We start from the raw sequence: 19,038 nt of genomic DNA on the forward strand, positions 1-19,038 counted from the left end.
GTATTCCTATATTTTTTAGATATACATTACTTTTTTAATCTTCCCTTTATCGTCGTATTCAAAATTCTTAGGCACTTTTTTTCTTTTAATGAGATGAAGCTCCACTTTGGGAGTAAGCTTCAAAAAATTTTCACGAAAGAGAATGTCTCCAATAAAGCTCTTTCCGCCATCTTTATCCACAATTATAAAATATTGGTCAATATGCTCTGGTTTGGCAAACTCATTAATATCTCCTGCGTACAGCATTACTTTTTGCCCGTCTCTTTCCAGCTCATAGGTCAGAAGATCGTGGTTTAATTTCCGATGTCTTGAAATATCAAATTTTTCAATGTCTTCTATTTGAGGTTCAAAGGCAATAGTATCATACAGAAAAGAGGTTTTATCAAAACGCTTGAATCCAAAAAATGACAAAAAACTTTTTTTAGTCTTGCTATTAACGAAACCAAGGGTGTCCCTTGTTACCTGATACGCTTCTGTTTCCTCAGTCTTGTCATCGGTTAAGGTGAGTTTGTAAGTAGGAACTTCAATTTCTTTTTCGCCTATTTTAAGAGAAACACATCCAGCTTCCTGATCTGAAATAATAATTGTGATGGTGTGTTTTTTTAATCCGGAATCGGTACGTACTACAACACCTTCTTCTCCGTTCCCTCCGTAAAATGGAGAGCCGGAATTATTGGTCATTCCTAAGTTGAGATTAAGCTCTGGTAGTGGACTCATTGTTCTTTGGTTATTCGTTATCGGTTGATGGTGCTGTTTTTGGTTCTTGATTTGCGATTTTATCCTCTATTTTCTTCTTTTTTACTTTCACTTCATCGGTTTTTTTAACCTTATAAGCAGACAGACAGTCAATATAATGGTGGATGTCCTGATTTTGAACCTCACTTACATACATCTCATAATTCTTTTTGTAGGTATATATTTTGATTAGGGAGATCTCATTATCCTTTAATTTCTGAAGTTCTTTCTTTTTCATCTGCTTTGCGAAGAAAGCTTCGCAGTTAAGCGGATACTCATTTTTTAAAGTGATTACCTCTCCTGATTTAAAATAGACATCTACATTTTTGTCTTTTTTGATGCATACATTATCTGCCAATATCTTCAAGTACAAATAGATCTTGTTTTTCCTTTTTCCATACTGAATGGTAGTGTAAGTAAATTCATCATTATTAACCCTCAACTGGAGTGAAGGAGTGCTGGCAAAAAAACGCTTGTCCAGTCTTTGCTTAGTCTGTGTAATATCACAATCGAAATGCGCAAATTCTGTAGAATCAGCTTTTTTGTTCTGAGCATTGATCCAACCCGAACAGATTAAGAAAAAACAAAAAAGAATACTGTTTTTAAGATTCATCATCATTCCTATTGTGCCTGATACAATTGTCTGCAAACCTCAAGATCGGTTTTCATCTTATCATACTCTTCTTTCAACGTTTTATTAATGGTACTCAAGCTGTCCATTAATGCCTGATTTCCCGAAAGCTGCTTTATCTGTTTTTTAGCATCAATCAAATCTTTATAGGTCATAATGGTATTGTTGTACATATTTTTGTTCTTCAGAGTATCTTTCGGGAGTTGCTTATACATATCTGCCAAAATAGAAAGTCCCAGTTTTTCATTAAAAAAATCGTTCTGCCCGGGAACTCCGATAGAATCTACCGCTACTTTTACTTTCTCTAGCTGGAAAGAAAATTTTTCCTGAGTCTCCATTTCTTTTTTCATTTTAGCATTTTCCGTTTTCAGAAGACTGTTTTCCTTAAAGGGAAAATAGGCGTTAAAGAAAACGGCAGTAATGAGCACGGCAACGGTAATGAGAAAAAACAGCACAAAAAACCAATAAGCACTTCTTCGTTGTGTTTTATTTAAAACTTCCATATCAATAGGTTAGGGTTTTGAATTTATAGTATTTAATCTGCCAAAAATGTACGGCTTCTTTTTGCGTGGATAACGGCGTCTCTTTCATCGGTATTTTCAGAAACGAAAATACTTCCATCTCTTTTCTTGCCAATATAATCCAGTCTGCTCAACACGGCGTACAGATCTTCCAGTGTTTTCATAAACTTTTTTACTTTAGCAATCACCACATCCATCTGATTGTGAACGTAATCGGTATTAATGGCTTCCGTAAAAATAATTTCAAAATCTCCCTGACTCACATTACACCATTCAGCAAAGTAATTTAGCAACTCTTCTTTTCCGGCACCAGAACGTGCATCAATAAAATTTTTCAGCACCCTTGCCAAAGCAACAACAGACGCCAGCATTTCGGCAGGCGAAGAATGAGGAGACAGCCAACGGAGTTTATTGATTTCCATTCCCAGATAATTCAGGGTTTTGTCTGCCATCAATTCCATCATCATTGCCAGTGCATTGTTCTGCTTTTTGGCATATATTTTTTGAGCAATCTGTACTGCATACTGCTCAATCTGCCCATAAAAACGATCAATCTCGGTGTGTAATTCCTGAAGCTTTTGATGACTGGAAACCGTCACACAAGGAGGAATGTAATTTTCATCAATCTTAGACTCGCCGGATTTTACCAATATTTTACCGATGGTAAGATAATGAGTACCGAATCCTACGGTATTTTTAAGCTCATCTTCCGGGATAAGATTCAATGTATATTCGGGAAGGGTATACGGATACCTTGGCGGGTTTTCTTCAGGGTCTGGTTCACCATAGGGAGTTCTTTTGAAAGGATTGACTGAAATACACGCCAATAAAACAGCTTCCTCATTGTCTTTCAGCTCTCTTACCGCTTCCGGATAGGGAATGGAAAGACTGAGATTTTCTGATGTTCCTTCTCCAATTTCTATTCTAGAACCGTTAGGAGTAATGGCGTGGCATTCTTCTACTTTTATTCGCAAAAGTTTATGATTATCAATAATTAAATTAATTTTAACCGGATCTTTTACAGGTAAAAGTCCATAACCAATCATTGAAGTATGAACACCTACTGCATCCCGTACAGAATCGCTTACAAAATTTTGTACTTCTGTGAAATGGGTCTTATTAATTTTCATCCCGTCTATCCAGTTTACGGGAAAATGGTTTAATTTTTCTATCATAGTGCTTTAGTTTACTCGCTTATTACTCGTTCATTATCCTTTTTTTGATCGTATTCAAAATCTGTCTTTTGGATTGTATTATTTTCGCCTAACATCTGATCCGTTCTCATACAGAAAACCACACTGTTTTCTTCAATCCCGTTCATATAAAGCGTTAGTTTTGGGTCAATATATTTGGTTGTTTCATACCATTTAGGTTGCAGAAAGAAAACCCAGTCAAAAAGACCATTTTCGTCTTCAATCTGTATCTCTTCACCGGGATGACGGTCATTATAATCCAGCACGAAATTGTAAAATAATCTCCCAAAATCTATTCTGGTAGGTCCTTTGGCTCGGTAAACACTGTATTTAGTCGCTTCTTTATCTTTTTCCATCAATAATGTGAATACGACCAGATCTCTCATTTCTTCATCACTTACACCTGCCGCTTCTTTGTAATTCTCCGGAAACTGCCAGGTAACATATACTTTCGGAGGAATGTTCATCGCACGGTTAAAAGTATCGTTAAGGAAAGTCGGAATGAAGAATACAATGAAATGTCCCAGCATCAGGTAAACCAGATCAGTTCCATTCAAAAATGTGTAAATGAGCATAAAAGGAACCGAGGCAAAACATACTGACAATAGGGCAAAGAGATATTCATTGCCTGGTTTTTTAGAACCGAATTTTTCAAAATAACCCCTGTAAGCATAGCAATGAACAATTCCTATAATAAGAGAGCATATTTGATAAAACACAAACTCATACAGATTATTATCCTGCAAAAGCTTGTTGTAACCCAATAGCGCAATAATAGCATATACAAAAGCAAACGAAAACAGATAAATGTAAAATTTAGATCGATACTTTTCTTTAAAATCAGACGTTTTCTGTGAAAATATCATACTTAATATGATACACAGTGCAATGACCACAAGCACGATGATCAGCAATTGTGGATCGAATAAATTGGTGAAATAATTCTTTATCTTGTTCATATATTCGTGTTATAACCCAAAACGGGTGCTTCTGCAGTATTAAATTCAAAGTTTTGCTTATGCCTTGGAAGAACAATAATGGTTTTTATTTCGACCTCCAGCGGAAAGAAATGCTCATAAAACATTTCGGTAAATTTCTTTTTGTTACCATCGTGGATAAAATCTGTAAAAGAAGATTTTTCTAAAGGTCCAATCTTAATATCCAGATGGCGAGAATAATCGTCATAACGGGTTCCTGTAATACTATCCAGACCGAGACGGGTCTCACCCAGTGAAATACCCTGACTCTCATCTGCATATTCCTGATAATCTCTATCATTTACAACAACGGATTCTTCCAGCAGAACAGAAAGAATATGAGCAGCCAGTGGAATATTCCCTACGATTTTATACGCAAAAGGTAATAAACGTATAAATTTAGAAACCAATAAAGGAGGAAAATGACGGTCGATATTCCAAAAATCATAAAACATTTCCGGTGCTGCACTGCCATTGAGTCCGTACAAAAATTCATTTTCAAAATTTTCCGTACTTACTCCAAACCTGAACATTTCGTTTTCAAAGGGCTGAAAAAATTTCCTTGCCGATCTTTGTTGCTTCTTCTGGTTTTTATATTCCCGAATCATCACATCTACATCCTTTTCAAGGGTGTCATTTTTAGACGAATGAGTTATTCCTTCTGGCAGCATATCGTACATACTGTCTCTGGAGAGATCCAGACTCAGCATCTGCGTACTGTCATAATTATAATCTACAATTCTGGAATCCAGAACATCAAAACGGTATGCCCGGGAAAACTGACCTTCTTTAGAAATCACGTATTCTTCCTCTGTAATATCGTTATTTTCTTGCAGGCTGTTGATAATAACTTCAGCTCTTATATCGTGTTCAAGCGTTCTTATAACATCTGCTATATTGTTCATATGCTCCATCATTTACTGCTTTTCTTTTAGTCTTCCTGCTGCTACATAGCGAAGCTGAAAATATTCGTCGTTAAAATCATAGATATTTAGACCCTGTGCAGTACACGCCAGAATCCTGTCGTTATGAAGATAAATTCCCACATCAGAAATGGGACGGAATTTATCATAGCGGAAGAAAATGATGTCTCCTTCTTTTAAAAAAGTTCTTCCTGTAAAAAGCTGAATTGATTTGGAACGAAAGATTCCGTCCGGAGTTTTCGGAAAGGTTTCTTTATAAATATCACTGTATAAAGCCTGAACAAAATAAGACGCCTCTACACCTACTTGCTTTTCTAACGTTTGTTTTTTGTAAGGAGTGCCTATCCATTCATCCAGATAAGAATACAATTTGTAATCCCTGATCTCCTTCGGCATTACTTCCAAAATAATGGAATACTTTTCTTTAATCCTTAAAATATCATCACTAAGCCCATCCGGATTATCATCTATTAATGAATAATTGAGATCAGAATTTTCTTTTTGGTTCTGAACGGTTTGAGAGAATGTGTCTGACGAATAATTGTAGGGAATTTCTCTGATGTATTTTTTGCCACCGCAGGAAAACACAATAACACAGAATATAAAAGGAATTACTATGTAAAATAGCTTATTAAATTTCATCAAATTTGGTTTTAACAAATATATCAATTTATCCGTAAAATATTATCAATAAATAAATTTTAGGTTAAAAATTAAATAAAAATTAAACAAACAACTAAAATTAATGAATTGTATAATGTTATTCATTGAATCATCATTCATTATATTAATCATATTCAATGCTCATATTCATCAACGGTCAATGATTTGTGAATAATAATCAGATTTTATTACAATTAATACAATCTTTTATTTCACTACAATTTCCTCCAGATCAAGTCATTATCTGCCAATAAAACTTCCACTTTATCACCTTCTTTAAATTCTCCTGCAACGATTTTTTTGGCAAGTGGTCTTCTTAATCTTCCACGGATAACACCTTTTAGAGGTCTGGCTCCGTATTTGATATCGTAACCTTCTGTTGATAAATATTCTTTCGCTTCCTGACTAATAATAAGTTCAATGTTCAGATTTTTAGCTAAATCCAGCAATTCTTTTTTAAGGTGAATTTCAAAAATTTTCAGGGCATTGTCTTTACTGATTGGTGCAAAAGGAATGGTTTCGGTAAGCCTTCCCAAAAATTCGGGACGGAAGAAACGGCTCATCATTTCCAGCAGCTTTGAAGACGGCGGAATTTCTCCCTTTCCGAAAGACTCTACAATAAACTCTGAACCAATATTGGATGTAAATAATATAATAGCATTAGAAAAATCTCCTTCTTTGCCTAATCTGTCGTGCAGTTTTCCTTCATCCATAATCTGCAAAAAGACATCGAAAACCGATGCGTGTGCTTTTTCAATTTCATCAAAAAGTACAATAGAATAAGGTTTTTGTCTTATTTTATTAACAAGCAAACCTCCTTCTTCATAACCAACATATCCCGGAGGCGCACCATAAAGAAGTGCCGCAGAATGTTCTTCTTTAAACTCAGACATATCAAAACGAATAATGGCATTTTCGTCCTGAAAAAGAAATTCCGCCAGCGATTTTGCCAATTCGGTTTTCCCGGTTCCGGTAGGTCCCAAAAAGAAAAAAGAACCAATTGGCTGTCCGGCTTTGCTCAGTCCGGAGCGCGTTTCTAAAACAGCTTCAGAAACTATTGTTATTGCGTGGTCCTGCCCAACAACTCTTCGGGCAAGGACACCTTCCATCTCGTTGAGTTTTTGCTTTTCTTCCTCTTTTAGTTTTCCAATCGGGATATTGGTTTTTTGAGATATAATTAAACCTAAATCAAATTCGGTAATATGCGTTCTTTTTTCCTGAGCTATTTTTTCGGTTTTTTCAATCAGTTCCCGGGAAAATTTCAAGACTTCTTCGGTACTTTCAAATTTCGGAAGTTCATTTTCTTCCTGCTGCTCATCTGCCGTACTGATCAGGTATCTGGTTTTTGCAATAAGATCTTTCAGTAACCAATCTGCGTGCATTCTTCGCTCGTCTTCCGTAAAATTATTGGTATTGTCTTCCAGATGGATAATTTTTGTCACCAAATGGTTTCTTTCCTTTAGAAAAGATTCTCCCGCAGTTTTAAGAACAGACATCGTATGATCTATTAAATCAATTGCAGATGCGGGCAGGCTTTTTTCTTTCATATACCGTTTGGAAAGACGGATAGCCTCGTTCATCGTATCATCATCTATCGTGATTTTATGATGAATCTGGTATTCTTCTAATGTCTGCTTCAGCATTCTGAAGTGCATTTCGTCATCGGTTTCTTCTAGCCTCAAAAGCTCGAACATCCCTGCCAAACCCTGTTCTTTTTCTATTTTTTTGGTATATTCCTCAATCGTAGAAGTGGATATAATGGTAAGTCCGTTGGATAATTCACTTTTCAACAGATTCACAATACCGGAATCCGACCCCTGACTTCCAAATAAAGAATGAAATTCTTCAATGATCAACACTACTTTTGGAACAGTTTTGATTTCTAAAGCAATATTTTTGATACGATCTTCAATCTCTCCTTTGTAAGAAGCACCTGCAACCAAAGCTCCCATATCCAACTCAAAAATCTCCAGCCCGGAAAGAATATCGGGGATCTGTTTTAATAAAACTTTCTGAATAAAACCTTCTATCAAAGCAGTTTTTCCTACACCGTGATCGCCGATAATTAATACATTTTGTTTGCTGAAACGACAGAGGATTTCGGTGATTTTATTGATTTCGGTATCTCTACCCACCAAAAGCTCTTTTTTGTTCTTCTTTTTAACCTGTTCTTTCTTGTTGATGCAGTATTTTTGTAAAAATCCTTTGCTTGTTTTTTTAGCTGAATCTATTTGTATATTTTCCTCCGATCCTCCAAATGCAGATACTTCTTTCAGCAGTTCGTTTCGGGTTACCGGAAAGGTTTTCATCTGATCGAAGTTGAAGGCGACTCCGGGCGAACTGATGGCAACCATTACCGCAAAAAGAGAAATTTCTTCTTCTGCCAATAGTTCTCTAACGGCATCTGCTTCTGCAAATATTTCATCTATAATTTCATCGGGCTCACAAGAGTATCTGTTGGGCGATTTTGGAAGTTCTTCTATGCGTACTTCTGCCCATTCTTCTAAATAAAAAACATCAACTCCTAAAGATTCCAATTGCTTTAACAAAGATAAATCCCTGTTGAGCATTGCTTTTAGTAAATGTGAACCCGAATAATAAGCATTAAGGTTTTCTCGTCCTATTTTTTGAGCGATGTTGAGCGCCTTGGTAACTTCCTGATTGTAGGTATTGGTTTGATTCATCTTCAATGTTTTGTGTTTTTTTTTAGTTTTTTTATTCCTTCATCCAAATCAAATATTTTTTGATTTTGTATTGGATATTGATATTCTGAATACAGTTATGAGCATCTTTGTTTAGGCGTAATGCTGTGATTTTTATCTTTTTTCCTGCAATATTCTGACAGAACTGTTCAAATGGAATTAACTTCTTATCATTCGCAACAACAGGAATATCATATTTTTCACAGAGATAATCTTTAAAATCATCTTTTGTTTTTGCCTCTGCAGCCACCTGATTAAGCAATAACTTAAATTGCTCATTGGAAATTTCAGGTGCTTTTTTTACCGCAATTACAGAATCTTTTTTGGATTTTGTTTTAGGTGAAACAGGTATATATTGCAACATATCGACAAGCGGATCTTTCTGCGCACTTCCTATTGGCAATGAAAAGGCAGAATGAGGCTTCTCAAATTCGTATGATTTAATATCAATTTTCTGTTTTGCTTTGATGGTTTTTGGAGCGACATAGATTGTTTTTACAGCGGTATGTTCTACATCTCCATTGACGATAAGGGTTATTTTTTTATCTCCCGTAGTTTTGAAACGATAAACTGGGGATTTTCCCAGCGCATCTGTACTGGCTGTTTCACCAAAACTCCACTCCCACGATTCCCCACCTTCTTTTTCTGCGTTGAAATATACAGGATCACCTACTGTTGCTACATCTGGAGCCATAATAATCGGAAGATAGCCTGTCTGCTGACTAATGCTGGTAATGATCACTGATTTTTCGTGAACGCAGTTTCCATTAATTTTGAGCTTTACAATATATTCTCCCGGCTTTTTATAATAATGAAGAGTACGCTGTCTTCTGTCTATTGCGGTACTGTCGCCAAAATCCCATTCCCAGGAAGTGGCTCCTTTTGTATTGTCATTGAATTCGACCACTTTATTGACAATATATTCGTCTGCATGAATGTAATAGTTTGCATTTTCACAATCTACATGACGAAAGTACTGGTATATAAGAAATAGGAGACTAAGAAGTAAGATTATTCCGAAGCTTACATAAATTCTAGGGTCAATATTAGGTAAGAAATTGACATTCTTTTTCTTCATTTGGTTTTTGTGTTTCCTACAAATATATTTACGATTTTCTTTTCATGCAATTTTTTCGGCAGGTTTTTTACAGAATTCGAATAAAAAAAATTCTCTTTCCAATAAAACTTTGATATTTTTAAAATCTTAAAAGTAAATGTGTGAAATTTGAGATGCTTATTTATACCAAGATTTAAGCAATTTATTTTAAATAACGGTTCACCATTTTCACTGGTTTTCACAAGAGAAAATTTTCCATCTTCGAAGACGTTTTTTTTTATGTTTTTCAAGGAGCTTCTTAGATTTTCATCATCGGAATAAAATAATCCGTATACGTTTTTCTCTTTTTCCTCATAATCCATTGCTGTCTGTCAATGAATAGTTGAATTTGCTCTTTGGTTATTTAAAACACTTTCCTCTTTTTGTCGGGGTTTGTCTGCATATAAGAGGTTATTTAATAATTTTTTGTTAAAATCACACCTATTGCAACAAAATTATTTGGTTTTAAAATATCAGATTTTCATTCTTAATAAAAAGAGACTTACCAACCGATAAGTCTCTTTCTGATTAATTAAACAATTCTTATTTTTTAATTAAATTTTCCTGATTTATTGGGTTCTGATTCCACCCACCGCCAAGTGCTCTGTAAACAGCAACACTGGCTTTCAGTTGATCAACTTTCTTTTCAACAAGTTCAAACCTTGATTCTAAAGCATCTCTTTGTGTAAGCAGAACTTCCATATAATCTGCTCTTGCATATTTGAAAAGATCATTAGAAATATCAATAGATTTTGTTAAAGCATCAACTTCCTGCATTTTAATACTGACACTATTATTCAGATTTTTGATCTTCGAAAGTTGATTTGCCACCTCAATGTAAGCTCCTAAAACCGTTTGTTCATAATGATAAACTGCCTGAATCTGCTTTGCATTTGCATTTTTATATGCTGCTTTTATTGCACTTCTGTTAATGAGCGGTGCGGTAAGTTCTCCGGCTAAAGAAAACAAAAACGACTCAGGTTTTATTAAATATACCGGATTAAATGCCTGCAAACCAATTCCTGCTCCAATATCAAGAGAAGGATAAAATCTTGCTTTTGCAGATTTAACGTCCAGCTTTGATGCAGCCAGTTCATACTCTGCCTGCTTAATATCAGGACGGTTTTCCAGAAGCTCAGAAGGAATTCCTGCAAAAACCGTTTGTGGAATTACAGAGTCAAAATCATGGCTTCTTTCCACCGGCTGAGGAAATCTTCCTACCAGAAAATTTATTTTATTTTCGGTTTCTACAATTTTCTGCTGGATTTCATACTGCATTCCCTGCGTTCTCAAAACCTGAGCCTGAAATCTTTTCACAGCAAGTTCATTAGAGCGTGCATTTTTTTTCAGTTCTTTTATAATATTCAGAGCATCATTCTGGATTTTAATATTTTGATTTAAAATGACCAGTTCATTATCCAGCGCAAGAAGCTCATAGTAAGAATCCGCAATCTCAGAAATCAGATTGGTAATCATAAAGTTTTTACCTTCTACAGTCGCTAAATAACGCTGAACCTGAGCTCTCGTTGCATTGTGAAGTTTCCCCCAGATATCGGTTTCCCATTTTGCCTGAGCTCCTATTCCGAAATCAAATAATGGCTCCGGCATTTCTTTTCCAGGTTCAATTTCAGTATTAGCTTCCATTGCACCGATATTGGTATAGCGGCTTACTTTATCAACTCCGGCTCCTGCTTTCAGACCAACTGTCGGCAGATATTCTCCTTTTCTCGCTTTAATTTCATTTTTAGAAATTTCAATTTCCTGAAGAACAATATTTAATTCCTGATTATTCTGAAGTGCCTGGCTAATTAATGTCTGAAGGTTCTGATCGTTAAAATATTCATTCCATTTTATTTTTCCCGTATTGGAAGAATCATTTTGCTCAGCTCCATACATTTCAGGAACTGTTTTATTTTCGGCACGTTGCTGTATTTCTACAGGTTTGCAGGCAGTAAGGCTTATTAGAAAGACTACCGCTCCTGCGTATTGATATAATTTATTCTTATTCATAATGGATCATGTCTTCAGTTAATGGTGATTCATCTTCGTCTTTGATCATTTTTCTGCCGTCCGATAATTTAGCAAAAATGTAGTAGAGCCCCGGAATTACAATCACTCCGAACAGAGTTCCTACCAACATTCCCCCTAAAGCAGAGGCTCCGATGGTATGATTTCCCACCGCACCTGCTCCTCGTGCAAAAACGAGCGGAACCAAACCTGCAATAAATGCAAATGAGGTCATCAAAATAGGTCTGAAACGTGCTCTTGAGCCTTCAATGGCAGCATCAACAATAGAATCTCCTGCCTGCCGCCTTTTTACCGCAACTTCTACAATAAGAACAGCATTTTTACCTAATAATCCGATGATCATAATTAATCCTACCTGTGCGTAAATGTCATTTTCCAGTCCCATCGCTTTTAATAATAAAAATGACCCAAAAACTCCGACCGGCAATGAGAATAAAACAGCAAACGGAATGATAAAACTTTCATATTGTGCTGCCAATACCAGATAAACAAATACTAAAACAACAAGAAATACATAAATTGCTTCATTACCACGCTGTGCTTCATCATAAGACAGTCCTTCCCAAGCTACTTTGTAACCGTGAGGAAGCGTCTTTTCTGCTACTTCGTTGATTACCTGAATGGCATCTGCTGTTGTATATCCTTCCGCCGGAAGTCCACGGATTGCCGCCGAATTGTACATATTATACCTCGTAATCTCATTCGGACCCTGAGTCTTCTTCATGGTCATAAATGCTGAATAGGGAACCATTTCACCATGATCATTTTTCACGTACAACCCTAAAATATCAGTAGGAAGTCTCCTAAATTTCGGTGATGACTGCACGTACACTTTGAAAAACTGCCCGAAACGGATAAATCCCTGCTCGTAAGTACTTCCGATTAAAATATTGAGATTTTCCATTGCAGTACCAAGAGATACACCCTTCTGCATCGCTGCATTGTTATCGAAAACCAACTCGTATTGCGGATAATTTGCTGCAAAAAAGGTAAACACTCCGGTAAGTTCTTTACGTTTTTTGAGTTGAGCGATAAAATCTTTATTTATTTTATCAAAATCCTGATAATTGGTGGTTCTGTTCATATCAAGAAGTCTCATAGAAAAACCTCCCGAAGATCCGAAGCCCGGAACTGCAGGCGGTTCAAAAAATTCAATGGTTGCTCCAAGATCTTTTGATTTTTCTTCAAGCTTCTCCATGATTTCTTTCACGTTATGCTCACGCTCATTCCAGCTTTTAAGATTAATTAAGCATGTTCCGGCGTTGGACCCACGGCCTTCTGTCATAATTTCGTAACCTGCCAATGATGAAACCGATTCTACACCATCTACGTTTTCACAGATTTTTTGTAATTCTCTTGATACTTTATTGGTCTGCTCAAGCGTTGATCCCGGTGGAGTCTGAACAATCGCATAAATTGTTCCCTGATCTTCGTTGGGAATAAAACCGCCCGGAAGCAACCTATTGACAATAAAAATTCCTACACAGAAAGCGCCTAGAATTCCCCATGTAACTACTTTTCGGGTTACTATTTTTCTTAGGAATAATGCATATTTTCCTGTTATCTTATCAAATCCTTTATTGAAAGAATCTAAAGATTTAACGAAAATGTTAGATTTTTTTTGTTTTCCATGGTGATTTTTTAATAACATAGCTGCCAAAACCGGAGTCAATGTTAAAGCTACCACCGCTGAAATTACAATCGAACTTGCCATGGTAATTGAAAACTGGCGGTAGAAAGTACCAACAGGACCCGTCATAAACGAAATCGGAATAAATACTGCAACCATTACCGCAGTAATGGCAATGATCGCACCTGCAATTTCTCCCATTACTTCTTTTACCGCTTTATAAGGAGTAATAGTACTATTTTCTTCCATCTTGGCATGAACGGCTTCAATTACCACAATCGCATTATCTACTACAATTCCGATGGCTAAAACCAACGCAAAAAGTGTTACCAGATTAATTGACATCCCAAAAAGCTGAATGACGAAAAAAGTTCCGATCAAAGAAACCGGGACAGCAATAATCGGGATTAATGTTGACCGCCAATCTCCTAAGAATATAAATACAACAATCGCTACCAAAATAAAAGCATCTCTTAAAGTATGCATTACCTGCTCAATAGAAGCATCAAGGAATTGTGAAACATCATAACTGATTTTATAATCAACTCCCGGAGGAAAGCTTCCTTTCATTTCTTCCAATTTGGCTTTCACATCTTTAATTACATCATTCGCATTACTTCCATAGTTCTGTTTTAATACAATAGAAGCCGAAGGGTGACCGTCAAGATTCGAATAAATATCAAAAAACTCACTTCCCAATTCTATATTGGCTATATCTTTCAGTTTGATATTTTCTCCTTCAGAATTGGACCGAACAATAATATTTTCGTATTCTTCAGGTTTATTGTATTGTCCCTTATAAGTAAGCACATATTCCAGCGACTGTGCTGCAATACCAGAGCTTTGCCCTATTCTACCGGGACGGCCGATAATACTTTGCTCACCAATTGCTTTCATAACCTCATCTACAGAAATTGAGTATGCTCGCATTCTGTCCGGATTTAGCCAGATACGCATTGCATATCTGCGGCTTCCCAGAATCTGAGATTTAGCAATCCCATGAATACGGTTGATTTCCGGGATAATATTAACTGTTGCATAATTGTACAGAAATTTTTCGTCCATGCTTTTATTGGTGCTGTATAAATTTACATACATCAACATACTTGGCTGAATAGGGTTTACTACAACCCCTTCCTTCTGTACCAGTTCGGGAAGCAGAGGCATTACCTGATCTACTCTTGTTTTTACCAGAACAACAGCCTCATTAGCATCGGTTCCGGGATCAAAAACTACATTCACTGTGGCTTCTCCTGCACTTGTTGCATCGGTTGTGATATACCGCATTCCCTGAACACCATTAATCGCATTTTCTATGGTAATTAAAGAAGATTTTACCAATACATCTGCACTTGCGCCCGGGTAAGCAATGGTAACAGCAACCGTAGTAGGAGCAATTTTGGGAAACTGCTCGGTAGGAAGCTGCTTAATGGCAAGACCTCCGATAAATAAGATAACTACCGATAATACAATAGCAAAAACCGGTCTGTGTATAACTCTTTTAAACATAATTCTGCTTTTAAATTACTCGGCATACAGATCCAGATTCGACATCACTTTTTCAGGTTTTTGATATTTGACATTAATCTTCTGGTTTTCCTGAACCATTCTAAGACCGTCAAGAAGAATTCTTTCATTCTTTTCAAGACCTGAGGCTACTACATAAATATGCGGCAATTCAGCAGCAATTTTTATTTCTCTTGCTTTTACTTTATTATCTTTTGTAATTACATATACATATTTTTTCTCCAATTCTTCAAAAGTTGCTTTCTGAGGAATTATTAATGCATTGGCGTAAGGTGAAGTGATGACTATATTTCCTGTCTCACCGTATCTTAATAAGCCTTTTGGATTGGGAAAAGTTGCTCTGTAAGCGATATTTCCTGTTTCATTATCAAAATCAGACTCAATAGTTTCTACAATTCCGTCCTGAGGAAACTCTTTCTCGTTTGCCATTCTGAGACGAACGTGCAAAGGATCATTTGTTTTTCTGTCACTCATCTGATTCAGATATTCAGCTTCCGGAACGTTGAAGTATACCCACATTTTACTGTTATCCGAAAGTTCTGTGATTAATTCGCCATCATCCACAAGACTTCCTTTTCTCACATGAAGTCTTCCTACAATTCCAGAAAAAGGTGCCCTTATTTCAGTAAAACCTAAATGGATATTTGTAGAAGAAAGCTCCGCTCTGGCTTTTTCATATCTGGCTTTTGCCATCGCCATTTCCTGTGGAGCTACGATATCTTTGTCTGCAAGATTTTTAGTATTCTGATATTCAATTTCGGCATACCTGGCTTCAGCCTTAGCTTTATTTACATCAGATTGATATAAATTGGGCATTATTTTGAATAAAAGCTGTCCTTTCTGAACATACTGCCCCTCATCTACATAGATAGACTGAATATATCCTTTTTCCTGAGCACGAAGCTCAATATGATTGATGGAACGGATTTGAGCTACATAATCTTTATTGATTAATGTATCTTTTACGATTGGACTTGTCACATTAAAAGATGCCTCTTCTGTCTTTTCCTTTTTCTCTGATTGGCAGCTTATACTCCAAAAAACAAGACACAGACTGATATACATGAGACTTTTCTTGACCATGATGATAATATTTTATAATAATTTTTAAAATTGAAATAGATTTTTCAGCTTTCAGGATAACCAATGAAAGCTTTAATTTTTTCCGGAAAAATTATTATAAAATCACAGCCGGATGACCCTGTACTGAATATACAGATCATCCTGAGAAGGATGTAAAAGCTCTGAATGAGCCAGAGAAACAGCAACTTTTTTGTCGTGAAATTTCGTAACAAAATTTGAGATCATATGCCGGAAATCTTCCTTGAAAAGCGTAAGCAATTCTGAAGAAGTCCCAACATTATCGTCATTTTCAGAATCAATTTCCGAGAAGTCAGCGCAAATATTGATGTAATGCGGATGATCAGCGGTATATAAACAAAATTTCCGGTCTTCTTTACCAAAGTAAAAAGCCGGATGCTCATTTTGATTTAAACCACTGCTATATTGAAGATCAAAAGATGTATCCTGAGAAATATACTGCTGCAGTTGCCCGTCATACATACCTAAAACGGTAAGTAAAGCAAACAGCGAACTATATAAAAACTGATAAAATCTACTTGACATTCTGATGGCAAAGGTAACCAAACTTTAATCTTATTTACAAGTTTGCAAAATTAAAAAAGTATTAAAAGATTAAATTATGGTTACCTCATGAGATTTTAAAACAATTACAAGATAAGTCTTACACCGCCCAACTCATCAACCCTGTAGCTGAATCTTTCACCAGGACTGCTGATGAACATGAAATTTTTGGGAATATTCCATTCCTTGCTCAGCTTATCTACCAGCTCAGGAGTAAACTCTCCCACCATTGTAATATATTCCATATCAACCTCAGGATAAGCTCTGTCCAACGTATCAAAGTCTGAAAGAAATTTGGGGTCAGGTTGTTTATCCTTGTTAAGAATCGTTACAATTTTCATTTTGTTGGTCACCTCATTTTCGTGCAGATACATCATTACTTTATTGAGGGTAGAAATATCATCACCTTTAGAAAAAAACACAAAATTCTGTTCATACAGTTTTTTCAGGCTTCTGTTTAAGAAACGCTGTCTTGTAACGGTGTATCGTTTATATCCTTTAGATACCGATTCCAGAATATTTACAATAAAGTGCATAATATCTTTTCTCATCAGCATTCCCAGAATAAGTAAAACTGAAGGCACAAAATATTGTAAAAAGGTAACCAGATACTGCGGGTTTGCTTTCACATTTCCGTACAATGCAATAATAATAGCAAAAAGTGCTATCAATACAGCGCCGGGTTTGGCATATTCCGGTCTTGGAAGCCGGGAGCGTCTTAACTTTAATAAAATATTCCCTAAGGCAAAAGATGCCATTACTGTTAAAAATGAAAGTGCATATACTGCAGCTAAAGGTCCTAATTTGCCTTTTGTAACCAGCAAAACAGAACAGCACAGAAGAAAAAACAGAATAAGGATTCTGTATGTACTGCCTCTTTTGTTTTCTTTGAGAAAATAATTTGGAAGAATCCTGTCTAAGGTCATTCTCTTGATAAGACCATTAACCCCAACAAACGAAGTAAGTACTGCTCCGCTCAAAACCGTAACAGCATTAATTGAAACAATTGTCGCCAACCAGCTTCCACCTGTTAAACTTCCGATATAGCTGAGAAAAGAATTCTGATGCTCACCAACCTCAGCAATCGGAATAATGCAAATTGCCAAAAAGGCAATCAGCGGATTGAGAATAGAAACTGCAATCCACATATTTCTGAGAGTTTTCGCAAAAACGCCTCTCTTTTGTTCCTCTACGAAATTTGATGAACTCTCAAACCCAGATATACCGAGCATTGCAGCAGAAAAACCAAAAAATATGGCCGTCATAATGCTTCCGTTTTTTACCGGCAGGTGAAAATTGGATGTAAGTATAGAAAAACCATTACTCATTACGAAATAAATGCAGGAACCTATCAATAATGCCATCGTTGTAAGGTGGAAAATAAATATTACCAATGCTACAACAGCACTTTCTGAGATACCCAAAACAGTAAGTCCCAAAAAGATCAGCAACAGAACAAAGGTTGCAATATTTACATCAAAATATGGCAGAATGTGATGCAGGTAATGCATTGCCTCGCTTGAAGAAATAACGGCTGTTGCCATATAGGAGAGAATGGTGAGGCAGGCTGCCACTGAAGCATTGCTTTTTGTTGTTGTATTGAGCAATACATTGTAAGCACCACCATTAAGAGGAAGTGCTCCTACTACTTCACCATAAATTTTACGGAACAAGAAAAGTATTGCTGCAACCATGAGAAGAGCAATCCAGGCATATTGTCCTGCAGCGACTATTGCCAAAGCAGAAACGTAAAGACAAGAAGAGGTAATATCATTTCCGCATATCGCTGTAGCGTACCATTCACCGAGTTTTTTTGTAGACATTTTATTTTGATCTTTTATGTTTAAGAATGTAATAATAACAAAAAAAGTTCATTTTTTTGGCTTTTGTATTAATAAATATGGCATTAAAATTTTGTAATACTCATTTAAAAAGAGGCAATGTGCGAGAAAACTCTTTATTATAAATCATTTGCAGATTTATTCTGGAGTCGAACCAACATCATAAGATTAACCGAAGTAAGTTTTCTCTAACGGCACTCTGTTTTCAAAGAGGTTACAATCAAAAGACTTCCCGATCTTTTTCAGATCGTTTGGACTCGAACCAAAATTATACCAAGAAGTAAGTCTTTTCTACGACACTCTTTATTATTAAATCAAGGTAAAAATATAGAATCTTTCTGTGCATTTGCTCTATCAACTGAGCTACTTTTTCTTTTGGAAAAAGCAGGACTCGAACCTGCGCCCCAATGATTAATAACCGAAGTATGACTCTAAAACGACACTTGATTTTTATTTTTAATATTTTAAAAAAAACAAGGCAAATTCTGATAAAGCGGTCTTAAAATTTGTCTAACCACTCGACCGTGCCTTTTTTCGGCAAAAGGATTGACTCCGTCGAATCTTCGATTTCGAACCTTTGTAAAAAATCGAAGTAACTTTTATCTACGGCACTTGCGTGTAATAAAAACTGAGCAATTTTCAAAAAGAGTCTTTTTTAATGGAAAGTCGAAGGAGCTCTTTCTTACGGCATCAGTTATAAGCTAGGTGAAAATTCAAACAGAACTTGTGTACGATACGTTACCATTTACGCTATTCACTTTGGAAGCAGGACTCGAACCCGCAAAACCGCTCTTAACGAAGCAACTCTGTTTTACTACACTTGCTTTTTTAAAATTTTTATGGTTATTGTGTTTTGTTGTTGCAAAATTATTTTGTTAGTGCGTATTCTTTTACGCAGTTGAAATTTATTTTATATTTAAAAACCAA

Annotated in this window: 14 protein-coding genes; all 14 read right to left on the reverse strand. The window is 36.0% G+C overall.

Annotated features, from left to right (window positions below; translation table 11 throughout):
* Window positions 1–15 precede the first annotated feature (15 nt).
* The gene (locus FNE73_RS06370) at window positions 16–717 is read right to left on the reverse strand and encodes a hypothetical protein (protein WP_143883941.1); all 702 of its coding nucleotides are present in this window, start codon (window positions 715–717) and stop codon (window positions 16–18) included.
* A gap of 10 nt (window positions 718–727) precedes the next feature.
* Window positions 728–1,384, reverse strand: a complete 657-nt coding sequence (locus FNE73_RS06375) for a hypothetical protein (protein WP_143883942.1) — start codon at window positions 1,382–1,384, stop codon at window positions 728–730.
* Window positions 1,357–1,869 (reverse strand): type VI secretion system TssO, encoded by a 513-nt coding sequence (gene tssO, locus FNE73_RS06380; protein WP_143883943.1) that lies wholly within the window; start codon window positions 1,867–1,869, stop codon window positions 1,357–1,359. Before tssO ends, FNE73_RS06375 begins: the two co-directional genes overlap by 28 nt.
* A gap of 32 nt (window positions 1,870–1,901) precedes the next feature.
* Window positions 1,902–3,062 (reverse strand): type VI secretion system baseplate subunit TssK, encoded by a 1,161-nt coding sequence (tssK, locus tag FNE73_RS06385; RefSeq protein ID WP_143883944.1) that lies wholly within the window; start codon window positions 3,060–3,062, stop codon window positions 1,902–1,904.
* An 11-nt stretch (window positions 3,063–3,073) separates the two neighbouring features.
* Window positions 3,074–4,039, reverse strand: coding sequence for a TssN family type VI secretion system protein (locus FNE73_RS06390; protein ID WP_143883945.1), 966 nt, complete (start codon window positions 4,037–4,039; stop codon window positions 3,074–3,076).
* Window positions 4,036–4,962, reverse strand: coding sequence for a type VI secretion system baseplate subunit TssG (locus tag FNE73_RS06395; protein ID WP_185147307.1), 927 nt, complete (start codon window positions 4,960–4,962; stop codon window positions 4,036–4,038). Before FNE73_RS06395 ends, FNE73_RS06390 begins: the two co-directional genes overlap by 4 nt.
* A gap of 12 nt (window positions 4,963–4,974) precedes the next feature.
* Window positions 4,975–5,622, reverse strand: coding sequence for an NlpC/P60 family protein (locus FNE73_RS06400; RefSeq protein WP_143883947.1), 648 nt, complete (start codon window positions 5,620–5,622; stop codon window positions 4,975–4,977).
* 236 nt (window positions 5,623–5,858) lie between these two features.
* Window positions 5,859–8,327 (reverse strand): AAA family ATPase, encoded by a 2,469-nt coding sequence (locus FNE73_RS06405; RefSeq protein ID WP_143883948.1) that lies wholly within the window; start codon window positions 8,325–8,327, stop codon window positions 5,859–5,861.
* Between the two features lie 31 nt (window positions 8,328–8,358).
* Window positions 8,359–9,423, reverse strand: a complete 1,065-nt coding sequence (locus tag FNE73_RS06410) for a PKD domain-containing protein (protein WP_143883949.1) — start codon at window positions 9,421–9,423, stop codon at window positions 8,359–8,361.
* Window positions 9,424–9,984: 561 nt separating this feature from the next.
* Window positions 9,985–11,451 (reverse strand): TolC family protein, encoded by a 1,467-nt coding sequence (locus FNE73_RS06415; protein WP_143883950.1) that lies wholly within the window; start codon window positions 11,449–11,451, stop codon window positions 9,985–9,987.
* On the reverse strand, window positions 11,444–14,608 hold the full coding sequence (locus tag FNE73_RS06420; RefSeq protein WP_143883951.1) for an efflux RND transporter permease subunit: 3,165 nt from the start codon (window positions 14,606–14,608) through the stop codon (window positions 11,444–11,446). The genes FNE73_RS06415 and FNE73_RS06420 overlap by 8 nt, the downstream gene beginning before the upstream one ends.
* A 15-nt stretch (window positions 14,609–14,623) precedes the next feature.
* Window positions 14,624–15,709, reverse strand: a complete 1,086-nt coding sequence (locus FNE73_RS06425) for an efflux RND transporter periplasmic adaptor subunit (protein WP_143883952.1) — start codon at window positions 15,707–15,709, stop codon at window positions 14,624–14,626.
* 102 nt (window positions 15,710–15,811) lie between these two features.
* A complete protein-coding gene (locus FNE73_RS06430; protein ID WP_143883953.1) occupies window positions 15,812–16,252 on the reverse strand; it encodes a hypothetical protein in 441 nt (146 codons plus the stop codon).
* A 104-nt stretch (window positions 16,253–16,356) separates the two neighbouring features.
* Window positions 16,357–18,093, reverse strand: coding sequence for an APC family permease (locus FNE73_RS06435; protein ID WP_143883954.1), 1,737 nt, complete (start codon window positions 18,091–18,093; stop codon window positions 16,357–16,359).
* Between the last annotated feature and the right edge of the window lie 945 nt (window positions 18,094–19,038).

Origin of the sequence: Chryseobacterium binzhouense, from assembly GCF_007474545.1 — a bacterium.
Taxonomy (GTDB): Bacteria; Bacteroidota; Bacteroidia; order Flavobacteriales; family Weeksellaceae; genus Chryseobacterium; species Chryseobacterium binzhouense.